Here is an 11,518-nt window from a genome sequence, read left to right on the forward strand (position 1 = left end):
AGCCGAGGGTCGCCCGCCCGGAAGCCGAGGGCCCGCCCGCCAGGGAACAGAAGCCGCACCCGTCACACGCGAACCGCTGCGCGCTCCCTGTACGCACGGCACGTCCTGGGATAACGTCGCCTCGCCCGACGCGTTTGAATCGTTTCAGTCAGTTGACCACTGAGGAATGAGAGGCGTCATGACGTTGCCAGAAACCCCCGGTACCGGCGCGCGGCCAGCCCCCCGCAGACGTACGGTCGTCGCCGCAGGGGCCGGTGCGGTGGCCCTCTCCGCGCTCGGAGCCCCGACGGCGGGCGCGGCCGACGGCGACGCGGTCCACGGGACGGCGGTCCACGGGAGAACGCCCCGCGCCCCGCGCCTCGGCACCGGCTGGCAGCGCTATGTGCAGGCCCCCGCCTCCCGTACCGTCCGCCCGGTCCTGGTGCTCGCCACCACGGGCGATGTGCGCGCCCCCGAAGGGCTGTTGGCGCCCGGCGGTGCCCGGACCGTGCTGCGCAGACCGCGGCCCGCGGCGGCTCCGCGCTGGCCCGAGGGGACGGTGGCCGAGGCGTCGTCGGCGCACGCGGGCAACAACGGCAACGACGGCAGGCCGCGCACCTACGACGCGGGCAACGCCATCGACGGCGACCCGGACACCTTCTGGAACGACGACACCCTGGGCGAGTTCCCCGACACGCTCACCCTCACGTTGCCCGCCGCCCGGGAGCTGTCCGGGATCACCGTCGTCTCCAACAGCGACGGCGTGCCGACCGACTTCACCGTCGACGTCTGGCGGGACGGCGGCTGGTGGACCGCCGCGACGGTCGCCGACAACGATGTCAGCCACCGGGCCGTCCCGTTCGCCCGGCCGGTCTCCACCACCCGGGTCCGCATCACGGTGACGGCGGTCCAGGACACCCCGCGCGGGGCCTTCACCCGGATCAACGAGGTGTGGCCCGAGGCCGTCGAACCGGTCGAACCCCCCAGCGTCACCGTGGACTTCGGCAAGGTCGTCGTCGGGTACCCGCGCGTCCGGTTCACCTCGGCGTCCGACAACTCCCCCGGTGTGCGCCTCGCCTTCTCCGAGACCCGGCAGTTCCTCACCGACCGCTCCGACTTCACCCGCTCCGACCAGTCGGGGGTGCCGGCCCAGGGCACGGACCAGTTCGCCGTCCCGGCGGGCGGCGCGGACTGGACCGACCGCAAGGGCCACCAGAACGGCACCCAGGTGTACGCGGACGGCCTGCACGGCTTCCGCTATCTCAAGATCACCCTGGACGCCCTGGCGTCGGACGCCCCGGCGGCCGAACCCTGGGGGACGGTCGAGATCGACTCCGTCGGCCTGGACTTCACCGCCTATCTGGGCACACCGGCTACCTACCGCGGCTGGTTCCTCTGCTCCGACGACGACCTCAACCGCTACTGGTACGGCGCCTCGTACACCAACGAGCTGGTCACCGACACCTTCCGGCAGGACGACGTCGACCCGCGCAACGCCTGGAGCGCCTCCCTGGAAGGGCAGTTGGTCCTGCACGACGGGCCGAAGCGCGACCGCGACCCCTACGTCGGCGACCTGGCGGTCTCCGCCCGCACCCTCTATCTGACCCATGACGAGGCCGCCGAAGCGGCCCGCAACGTACTGGCCGACCTGGCCGCGCACCAGCGCGCCGACGGCTGGATACCCCCGGCCTCCATCAACGCCTACACGCTCCCCCTGTTCGACTACCCCCTGTGGTGGGTGACGTGCAGCTGGGACTACGTCCTGTACACCGGCGACCGCGGCTACGCCGAACGCCACTACCCGAACCTGCTGAAGGTGCTCGACGTCTGGTACCCGAGCGTCACCGACAGCGCGGGCCTGCTCAGCAAGGGCCTCAACGACACCGGCGGATACGGGGACTACGCCTTCCTCGGCCGCACCGGAAGGATCACCTACTACAACGCGAACTACGTCCAGGCCCTCAACGACGCGGCGGCGCTGGCCCGTTGGCTGGGGCGCCGGGCCGACGCGGACCGCTGGACCGAGCGGGCGGGCCGGGTCCGGGACGCGGTCAACGCCCAGTTGTGGGACGCGTCGGCCGGCGCCTACCTGGACTCGGGGACCGGTCCGGTGCGGCACGCGCAGGACGGCAACGCCATCGCCGTCACCGCGGGGATCGCGGACGCCGGGCGGGCGGCGTCGGCGCTGGCCCATCTCGACGCGACCACCCGCCGCCCGTACGGCAACGCGTTCATGGACAACGACACGCTCTTCGACGGCGCCTCCCAGCGGGTGTACGCCTTCACCTCGTACCCGGAGATCGTGGCCAGGTTCGAGACCGGGCGGGCCGACTCCGCCCTCGACCAGATCCGCCGCACCTACGGGTGGATGGACGGCCACGACCCCGGCATCACCCACTGGGAGGGCATCGGGCCCGACGGCTCCCTCTACGAGGACGCCTACACCAGCATGGCGCACGGCTGGTCCACCGGTGTGCTGCCGGCGCTGACCCATCAACTCCTGGGCGCCCGGCCGACCTCACCGGGATACGCCACCTGGGAGGTCAGGCCGCACCCGGGGGACGTCAGCTGGGCGCAGGGCCAACTCCCCACACCACACGGTCCGTTGCGGGTCGAGTGGAACCGGACCTCGACCGCTTTCGCCGTCACGGTGCACGTGCCCGCCGGTACCCGGGGTGCCGTCGCGCTGCCGGGGGACAGCGGCCGGCTGACCGTCCGCGGCGGGGGCCGGGTGCTCTGGAACGGCGGCCGCGTGTCGGCCCGTTCGGTGTCTGTCAGCGGAGGCCGCGTCACGGTCTCGGACCTGGGCCCGGGGACCCACTCCTTCACGGCGACGACCGGACGCGGATAGCGGCGGACGGGCCTCGGGCGGGGACGAGGGGCGGGCGGCTGGTCGCCTCTGCCGGGACCGGTCCGCCGACGGTCCCGATCCCGCCCGCGACCTCACCCCTCACCCCTCACCCCTCACCCTCGACTGCGCCCTCGGCTCCGGCTCCGGCCCGGCTCCGGAGCCCGGCGTCCGGGTTCATGTCCGGCGTCCGGGTTCACAGGGAGCCGTCAGTCCGCCAGTGCCGCGGGCCGTACCGCCTGCGGGCCGAAGCGGCGTCTGGCCCGGTCCGCCGCGGACTCGACCGCGCGGGCCCGGTCGGCGCCGGGGTCGAGGGAGAGCTGGCGGTGGGCGCGTTCGGCGGGCAGCAGGCCGTCGGCGCGGACCACGAAGGCCCGCACCCGGGCCCGTTGCAGCCCGAGGCCGTTCAACAGCCCCAGCGCGGCGGCGGCGAGGGCCGGTGAGTGCGCGGTCGGCTCCGGGAGCGCGCAGGTGCGGGTGGTGGAGCTGCGGTCGGCGTACCGCACGGTGAGGGTGAGCCGGCCGGCGATCAGCCCGTCGCCGCGCAGGCGTTGGCCGATCCGGTCGGCGAGGCCGAGGACGGCGCGGTGGTGCCGGTCGGGGTCGAGGCAGTCCCGGTCGAGCACGAGGTCGGCGGCCAGCTGGGCGGCCGGTTCCGACGGGGTGACGGGTCGGGGGTCGTGGCCGCGGGCGCGTTCGGCCAGCAGCCGGGCCGAGCCCGTGCCGAGGAGCCGTTGCAGGGTCGCGGCGGGCAGGTCGGTGACCTGGCCGATGGTGTGCAGACCGTACCGGCCGAGGGTGTCGGCCGTGACCCGGCCGACGCCGGGCAGCGCGGTGACCGGGCGCGGGTACAGCCAGGCGGCGGCCTGTCCCTCCCTGACCCAGGTGGTCTCCCCCGGCCCGGACGCGTCGGCGGCCATCGCGGCGAGCATCCGGTTGCCCGCGAGCCCGGCGCTGCCGTCGATGCCGTGGTGGGCCTTCAGCCGGAGCAGCACCGTCTGGACCAGGTCGTAGGGGGACAGGTCGAAGTAGCGCAGGGCGGAGGTCAGGTCGAGCTGGAAGGCGTCGGGCGGCACGGCCTGCACATGAGGCGTGATACCAGACATCAGTTCGATTATTTGGGCGTACTGCTCCTCGTTCGGCACGGCGTGCAGATGGAGGTGGGCGATGTGCCGCTGCCGTGTGCTCATCCCGCGCTCCCCGGACTGGTGTGGCCGAACTTCTTCAGGTCGGCCGACCGGCTGCCGGCCGGCTGGAGGTCGGCGTACGGGTGGAGGCGGGCACCCGTGGTGCCGTTGGCCAGGGTGCGCCGCGGCTGGGCGGGGGTCGGGTGCGGGCGGCTCTCGCCGAGCAGGGCGAGCGCGGCCTCGGGACCGTGGTCGCGGCGGGCGGCGGCGATCTCGTCCAGGTCCCAGACCATGGTGCCGACGACCGTGCGGCGGCTGCCGCGCACCTGGACCGTGCCGCGCACCAGCAGCAGCCCGCTGTGGAAGACGGTGTAGGCGCAGGCCGGGTGGGAGTCCTCGAAGAACGCCAGGTCGACCAGGCCCGAGCCGTCCTCCAGGGAGACGAAGATGATCCGCTTGCCGCTGGCGATCGGCGGGGTCTGGGTGGAGGCCCGCACCCCGGCCACCAACACCTGGCGGCCGGCCCGCAGTCCGGCCAGATGGGCCGCGTCGGTCGCGCCGATCTCGCGCAGCAGCCGGTGGTGATGCTCCATCAGATGGCGGGAGACGTCGATGCCGAGCGTGCCCAACTCCGCTCCCAGCGCCTCGCGTCCGGTCATCTCGGGCAGTCCGCTGGGCTCGGCCCCGCCGACGGCGCCGGTGTCGAAGGGGAGTTGGCCCGCGCCCGCGGTCCTGGTACGGGACTGGCGGTGCAACTCGGTGATCTGGAGCAGGAGATCGCGCCGGGTGAGGCGGCCGTCGTGCAGTGAGTCCAGGGCGCCGATCCCGGCGAGCCGTTCGGCGACGGGCCGGCTGGGGCGGCCCCGCTGCCAGAAGTCCGACAGCGACCCGTACGGTCGGCCCGCCTCGATGCGCGCGCACTCCTCCGCGCCGATGCCGTGCACGGCGGACAGCGCGAGCCGTACCCCCCACCGGTCCCCTTCGGCCTTCTCCACGGTGTGCGTCACCCGGGAGTGGTTGACGTCGACCGGCAGGATCGGGACCCCGCGCCTGCGGGCGTCGGAGACCAGGACCCGCTTGGGCCACATCCCGGGGTCGTGTTCGAGCAACCCGGCGAGCAGGAACGCCGGATGGTGCGCCTTGAGCCAGGCGCTCTGCAGGGCGGGGACGGCGAAGGCGACCGCGTGGGCGCGGCAGAAGCCGTACGCGCCGAACGCCTCGACGGTCCTCCAGACCTCGTCGCGGACGGCGGTGTGGTAGCCGCGGGCCCGTGCCTGCCGGTGGAACCAGTCCCTGATCCTCGGCAGCCGCTGCTTGTCGCCGAGCGCGCGCCGGGCGATCTCGGCCATGGCGAGGTCGCAGCCGGTCATCACGTGCAGGGTCTCGATGATCTGCTCGTGCCAGATGGTCACGCCGTAGGTGTCGGCGAGCACCGGTTCCAGGTCGGGGTGGGCGTACGCCGGTGTCCCGCCGTGCCGGGCGGCGATGTACCGCTCGGGCATGCCGCCCGCGACCGGACCCGGGCGGAAGAGGCTGATGTCGGCGATGACGTCCTGCTGGTCGCGCGGCTGGAGCCGGGACAGCAGGTCCTGCTGTCCGGGCGACTCCAGTTGGAACAGGCCGAGGGTCTGGCTCTCCTGGATGAGCTTGAAGGCGAAGACGTCGTCGAGCGGCACCTGCCGGGGGTCGTCGAGGTCGACGCGGTCGCCGGTGACGCGTTCGATCTCGGCGACGGCGTGCGCCATCGCGGACTGCATCCGCACGCCCAGCACGTCGAGTTTGATGTTGCCGAGCGCCTCGATCTCCTCCTTGGCCGCCATCGCCATCGGGTAGTCGCCCTGCGGGGTGGGCTGGACGGGCAGCCGGTCCAGCAGGGTGGCGTCGCTGATGACGACTCCGCAGGGGTGCATGGCCATGCCGTGGACGAGTGAGTCGAGGCCCTCGGCGAGTTCCCACAGCGGCCCGAACCGGGGTGCCTCGGTGGCCAGTTCGCGCAGTTCGGGCAGTTCGGTGAGGGCGCTGGTGATGTCGGAGGCGCGCAGGTGCGGGAAGCTCTTGGCGATCCGGTCGACGTCGGCGGGCGCGATCCCGAGGGCGAGGCCGGTGTCGCGCAGGGCGCGGCGGGCCCGGTAGGTCTCGGGCATGGCGGTGACCGCGACCCGTTCCCTGCCGAACCGTTCGAAGATCGCGTCGTAGCACTCGAGGCGGCGGGCGGACTCCACGTCGATGTCGATGTCGGGCAGCGAGCCCCGGCGCACGCTCAGAAACCGTTCGAACAGCAGCCGGTGGTCGAGCGGGTTGGCGGTGGCGATGCCCAGCGCGTGGCAGACCAGCGATCCGGCGCCCGAGCCGCGGGCGGCGACCCGGATGCCCTTGGCCCTGATGTCGGTCACGACCTGGCCGACGGCGAGGAAGTACGAGTCGTAGCCGAGCGTGGAGATCACTTCGAGTTCCTGTTCCAGCCGCTGCCGCGCGTCCGGGTCGTGGTCGAGGCCGCGGCGGGCGAGGCCCTCCTCGCTCTGCCGGCGCAGCAGCCCGGCGGCGCCGCGGGCTCCGGGCGGGGCGCCGAACAGGGCGGGTTCGGGGAAGTGGTGGGTGCCGAGTCCGAGGTCGGCCCGGGGGTCGACGGCGCACTCGGCGGCCGTGGCGGCGGTGTCCGCCAGCAGCCGTTCGGCGCGCCGGGGGTCGGCTCCCGCGCATTCGGTGACCATCCGGGCGACGGCTGTCATCTCCCGTTGGCCTTTGAGCCAGCGCTGTCCGCTGTCCAGGCGGCGCCGGTCGATCGGGCGCAGCAGCCGGGCGGCGTCCAGGACGTCGGCGAGGCGGTGCTGGTCGGGGTCGGCGTAGCGGACGGCGTTGGAGAGGACGGCGGTGGTGCGGGTGCGGTCGGCCAGGGCGAGGGTGCGGGCGGCGAGCCGGAGCGACCCCGGCCCGGTGCCGGAACGTTTCTGCGCAACGACTTCGAGCCGGAGCCCGGGGCCGAAGATCTCCCGCCACGGTGTCAGCAGCCGCTCGGCGACGTCCTCCCGGCCCACCGCCAGCGCCCGCGCCGGCTCGGAGAGCGGCCCGAGCAGCACCGTCAGCCCCGGGCCGCCGTGTTCGCGCAGCGCCTCCCACGACACCACAGGGGCGGTGCCCGACAGGGCGCCGACGTGGGCGGCCGAGGTGATCCGGCACAGCCGCGCCCAGCCCGCCCGGTCCCGGGCCAGCAGGGTGAAGCGCAGCGGCGGCTCGACGACGTGCGCGCCGCCGCGCGCCGGGGTGCGCGGGCGCGCGGCGGGCGGCGGGGGCGCCAGGGCCGTCACCGCGAGATCGACGCCGAAGACCGGCCGCACCCCGGCCCCGGCGCACGCCCGCGCGAACCGGACGATCCCGGTGACCGTGTCCCGGTCGGTGAGCGCGAGGGACGTCAGACCGCGTTCGGCGGCCCTGCGGGCCAGTTGCTCGGGATGCGAGGCGCCGTAGCGGGCGGAGTAGCCGGACGCCACATGCAGATGGGCGAAGCCCGTCATGCCACACCTCCCTTGCCTCACGCCCCCTTTTCGGCCATACGCCCCATATGCTCATCGTACGCTCGTTCGATTACCCTAGCCCCATCCTCCCCGGTAAGCGACTGGGTGCGGCGTTTATTCGAACACATCAGCGATTCTCGAGGCGAGCGAGGGGTGGCCGAAACCCACTGCCCGCCCCGCCCGGCACGGCGACACGCCTTGTCCGGCACGGCGACACGCCCTGTCCTGCACCGCGACACGCCTTGTCCGGCACCGCGACACCCGGGCGCCCCGGCCCCCGCGCCCGGCCGTCCGGCTCCGTCGGCCCCCGACGGACGGGACGGCCCACCCCCGGAGCGGCTGGTCTTCGGCGGGCGCGGCGTGGTTGTCTGGCGGACGAGTCATCGGGCGAGGCGGGCGGGGTTGTGGCGGAAGCGTTGGAGTACCCGGACGGCACGCGGGGCGACGGGCTGCCCGCGGTGCTGGCGGACCCCGGGCGGCTGGCCGCGCTCGCGGCCAGCGGGCAGGTCGGCAGCGGGCCCGAGCCGGTGTTCGACGACCTGACGCGGCTGGCGATGACGGTGAGCGGGTGCAAGATCTCCGCGGTGACGTTCGTCGGGGAGAGCCGGACGTTCTGGAAGTCGGTGCCGTTCCTCCCGTACACGGACGCGGAGAGCTGGCAGAACGCGGTCGGCGACAGCTTCTGCTACTTCCCGGTGGGCCTCAACGCGCCGTTCGTGGTCGAGGACGCGGAGAAGGACCCGCGCACCGCGGGACACCCGGCGATCGGACCGTGGGGCGTGGGCGCCTGGGCCGGGTTCCCGATCGTGACCACGGACGGCCACGCGATCGGCAGCATGTGCGTGATCGACGACAGCCCGCGCGCCTGGACCGCCCAGGAGCTGGAGACCCTGGGCATCCTGGCCCGCGCGGTCTCCAGCGAGGTCAACCTGAGGATCTCCCTCAGCACCGCGCGCATCGCGCTCCAGAGCGCGGAGAACGCCCTGGAGACCTCCAGCGCGCTGGCCCGCAGCCTCCAGGAGAGCCTGCTGCCGCCGGTGCTGCGGCCGGTGCCCGGTCTGGACACCGCCGCCCGCTACCTGCCCGCCACCGGGGACGCCACCGTCGTCGGCGACTTCTACGACCTCTTCCAGGCCCGCGGGGCGTGGTGGACGGCGGTGATGGGCGACGTCTGCGGCAAGGGCACCGAGGCCGCGAAGGTCACCGCGCTGGCCCGCTACACCCTGCGCGCCGACGCCGGCGAACACCTCTCGCCCGCCGCGGTCCTCGACCGGCTGAACACCGCGATGCTCGCCCAGCGCGCGCCGCGCTTCCTCACCGCGGTCCAGGCCACCTTCCGCGCCACCTCGGGCGGGGTGGCCGGACGGGTGTGCCTGGCCGGGCACCCGCCCGCGCTGATCCGCAGGGCCGACGGCCGGGTCCAGCGGCTCGGCACCACCGGCACCCTGCTGGGCGTGCTGGAGACCGTGCGCCTCACCGACGTCCGCTTCCGGCTGGCCCCCGGCGACCTGCTGCTGCTCTACACCGACGGCGCCTGCGAGGCCCGGCCCGACCCCCGCGCCGCCGGGCCGCGCCGGCGCATGTTCGACGAGGTGGATCTCGCCCGCGCCCTGGCGGCCGGCCGCGGTCTGGACGCCGCCGCCACCATCGACCACGTCGCCGCGGCGCTCTCCGCCCACCACGGCGGCTGGGCCAGCGACGACACCGCGCTCCTCGCCGTCCGCGTCCCGCACCGCCCCTGACCGCGCCGCCCTCCCCCGGCGCCGGTACAGCCGTTCGGCCGCCTCCGCCTGCGCGGACGCCCGGTGCCCCGGAGCGTGAGGGCATGACCGAGACCTCCTTCCTCGACGAGGTGAAGGACGCCGTCACTCCCCGGGCCACGCTGCTGGTCGTCGGCGTGATCGCGCTCCAGTTGCTGTTCATCGCCTCCTACGTGGGCGCCCTGCACGACCCGAAGCCCAAGGACGTGCCGTTCGGCGTGGTCGCGCCCCGGCAGGCGGCGGCCCAGCAGACGGTCACCCGTCTCGCGCGGCTGCCCGGTTCGCCGCTGGCCCCGCGCACCGTGGCCGACGAGGCGACCGCCCGCGCGAAGATCCTGAACCGGGAGCTGGACGGCGCCCTGGTCGTCCACCCGGACCGGAACACCGACACGCTCCTGGTCGCCGGCGGGGGCGGCACCGCCCTCGCCACCACCCTGGAGCGGCAGCTCACCGCCGTGGAGGCCGCCGAGCAGCGGTCGCTGCGCACCCGGGATCTGTCCCCGGCCTCCGGCCAGGACTTCAACGGGCTGTCGTCCTTCTACCTGGTCATCGGCTGGTGCGTGGGCGGCTATCTGTGCGCCTCGATCCTCGCGATCAGCACCGGCGCCCGGCCCGCCAACCTGCGCAGGGCGGTGATCCGGCTGGCCGCCATGGCGCTGGTGTCGCTCGTCGGAGGGCTCGGCGGCGCGGTGATCGTCGGCCCGATCCTGGGCGCCCTGCCCGGCGGCGTGGTCGCCTTCTGGGGTCTCGGCGCCCTGACGACGTTCGCGGTCGGCGCCGCGACCCTCGCCCTCCAGGGGGTCTTCGGCGTCGTCGGCATCGGGCTCGCCATCCTGCTGGTGGTGATCGCGGGCAACCCGAGCGCGGGCGGCGCCTTCCCGCTGCCGATGCTGCCCCCGTTCTGGAAGGCGGTCGGCCCGGCGCTGCCGCCGGGCGCGGGCACCTGGGCGGCCCGCTCGATCGCCTACTTCAAGGGGAACGCGATGACAGCCCAGTTGCTGGTCCTGTCGGCCTGGGCGCTCGCCGGGATCGTGGTCACCCTGGCGGCCGCGGTCCTGCGGAGCGACCGCCGAACGGCGCGCGGGGCGCGCGGGGTTCAGGAGCCGAGGCCGTCCTGAAAGCCGAGAGGTCCCGCCCCTCGCGAGCGGGGCGGGACCTCGGGGTGGCCGGTGTGGGGCCCGGCCCGGGTGGGTCAGCCGATCTCGGCGCCGAACGTCGAGAGCGCCTCGGTGACCGGCTGGAAGAACGTTTCACCGCCGGAGGTGCAGTCGCCGCTGCCGCCGGAGGTGAGGCCGATCGCCGCGTCGCCGTCGAACAGCGAGCCGCCGCTGTCGCCGGGCTCGGCGCAGACGTCGGTCTGGATGAGGCCGTTGACGATGTCGCCGTTGCCGTAGTTCACGGTGGCGTCGAGACCGGTGACCGTGCCGTCGTGGACCTGTGTGGTGGAACCGCTGCGGGTCACCTTCTCGCCGACGGTGGCGTCCGCGGCGTGCGTGATGGCCTGCGTGGAGCCGTTGTAGAGGTCGACCTCGCTCGGGTGGTCCACGTCAGACGTGTACTTGACAAGCCCGAAGTCGTTGTCGGGGAAGCTGGACTGCTCGTTGGTGCCGATCTGGGTGCCGCTGGAGTCCGACCAGGTCGAGATCGACTCGGTGCAGTGGCCCGCGGTGATGAAGTACGGCTCGCCGCCCTTGACCACGTTGAAGCCCAGCGAGCAGCGCCCGCCGGAGCCGGTGATCGCGTCGCCGCCCGCGATCAGGGGCTTGTACTCCCCCTTGGTGCGCTTGACCTCGGCCACCTGCCCGAGGCCGTCGACGACCTTGGTGAGCTTCGCCCACTCGGCCTTGGAGACCGTGCGGTCCGCCGTGACGACGACCTTGTTGGTGGTCGGGTCGGTCACCCAGGACGTGCCCGGGATGGTGGCGTCACGGGTGAGCGTGGTGCGGGCGCTCTTCAGGTCGGCGAGGGAGTTCTCGACGATTCTGGCCCGCGCGCCGGCCGCCTCGACGGTCTTCGCGGCGGTCGCGTCGAGGACGTTCACGACGAGGCTCTTGGCCTTCGCGTCGTAGTACGTGCCCGCGGCGTCGGCGCCCAGGTCCTGGCCGAGGGCCGAGGCGAGCTTTCCGGCCGTCGCGGCCGACAGGGTGCGCGGCGCCGAATCCTTCGCCGGCTCACTGGCGTTCGCAGTCTGGAAGGTGACTCCCGCGGCGACCAGCGCGACAACTCCCGCGCCTACCATCGCCGTCCGCCGCCTGGGTATGCGTCGGTGCTTCAACTCGCGTCCTCCTGTGG

Annotated in this window: 6 protein-coding genes; 3 read left to right on the forward strand and 3 right to left on the reverse strand. The window is 74.0% G+C overall.

Features of this window, described 5'->3' with window-relative positions; translation table 11 throughout:
• Positions 1-178: 178 nt before the first annotated feature.
• Entirely contained in the window at positions 179-2,830 is a 2,652-nt protein-coding gene (locus DDJ31_RS08210) for an alpha-L-rhamnosidase C-terminal domain-containing protein (protein ID WP_127180947.1), read from the forward strand.
• Between the two features lie 206 nt (positions 2,831-3,036).
• On the opposite strand, the gene DDJ31_RS08215 is transcribed toward DDJ31_RS08210, so the two are convergent.
• Both DDJ31_RS08215 and DDJ31_RS08220 read right to left on the reverse strand, forming a co-directional pair.
• Positions 3,037-4,017, reverse strand: coding sequence for a DNA polymerase Y family protein (locus DDJ31_RS08215; RefSeq protein WP_127180946.1), 981 nt, complete (start codon positions 4,015-4,017; stop codon positions 3,037-3,039).
• Entirely contained in the window at positions 4,014-7,466 is a 3,453-nt protein-coding gene (locus DDJ31_RS08220) for a DNA polymerase III subunit alpha (RefSeq protein ID WP_127180945.1), read from the reverse strand. The genes DDJ31_RS08215 and DDJ31_RS08220 overlap by 4 nt, the downstream gene beginning before the upstream one ends.
• Positions 7,467-7,870: 404 nt before the next feature.
• Here DDJ31_RS08220 and DDJ31_RS08225 point away from each other — a divergent pair, with 404 nt between their 5' ends.
• The gene (locus tag DDJ31_RS08225; protein WP_164785020.1) at positions 7,871-9,208 is read left to right on the forward strand and encodes a GAF domain-containing SpoIIE family protein phosphatase; all 1,338 of its coding nucleotides are present in this window, start codon (positions 7,871-7,873) and stop codon (positions 9,206-9,208) included.
• A gap of 83 nt (positions 9,209-9,291) precedes the next feature.
• A complete protein-coding gene (locus tag DDJ31_RS08230; protein ID WP_127180944.1) occupies positions 9,292-10,344 on the forward strand; it encodes a DUF3533 domain-containing protein in 1,053 nt (350 codons plus the stop codon).
• A gap of 74 nt (positions 10,345-10,418) precedes the next feature.
• Here the strand turns inward: DDJ31_RS08230 and DDJ31_RS08235 are convergent, their stop codons facing one another.
• Positions 10,419-11,501 (reverse strand): S1 family peptidase, encoded by a 1,083-nt coding sequence (locus tag DDJ31_RS08235; protein ID WP_127180943.1) that lies wholly within the window; start codon positions 11,499-11,501, stop codon positions 10,419-10,421.
• Between the last annotated feature and the right edge of the window lie 17 nt (positions 11,502-11,518).

It is taken from the genome of Streptomyces griseoviridis (assembly GCF_005222485.1).
Taxonomy (GTDB): Bacteria; Actinomycetota; Actinomycetes; order Streptomycetales; family Streptomycetaceae; genus Streptomyces; species Streptomyces hintoniae.

Coding starts and splice junctions, on each gene's coding strand:
- DDJ31_RS08210 (WP_127180947.1), top strand. CDS start 179: ATGACGTTGCCAGAAACCCCCGGTACCGGCGCGCGGCCAGCCCCCCGC.
- DDJ31_RS08215 (WP_127180946.1), bottom strand. CDS start 4,017: ATGAGCACACGGCAGCGGCACATCGCCCACCTCCATCTGCACGCCGTG.
- DDJ31_RS08220 (WP_127180945.1), bottom strand. CDS start 7,466: ATGACGGGCTTCGCCCATCTGCATGTGGCGTCCGGCTACTCCGCCCGC.
- DDJ31_RS08230 (WP_127180944.1), top strand. CDS start 9,292: ATGACCGAGACCTCCTTCCTCGACGAGGTGAAGGACGCCGTCACTCCC.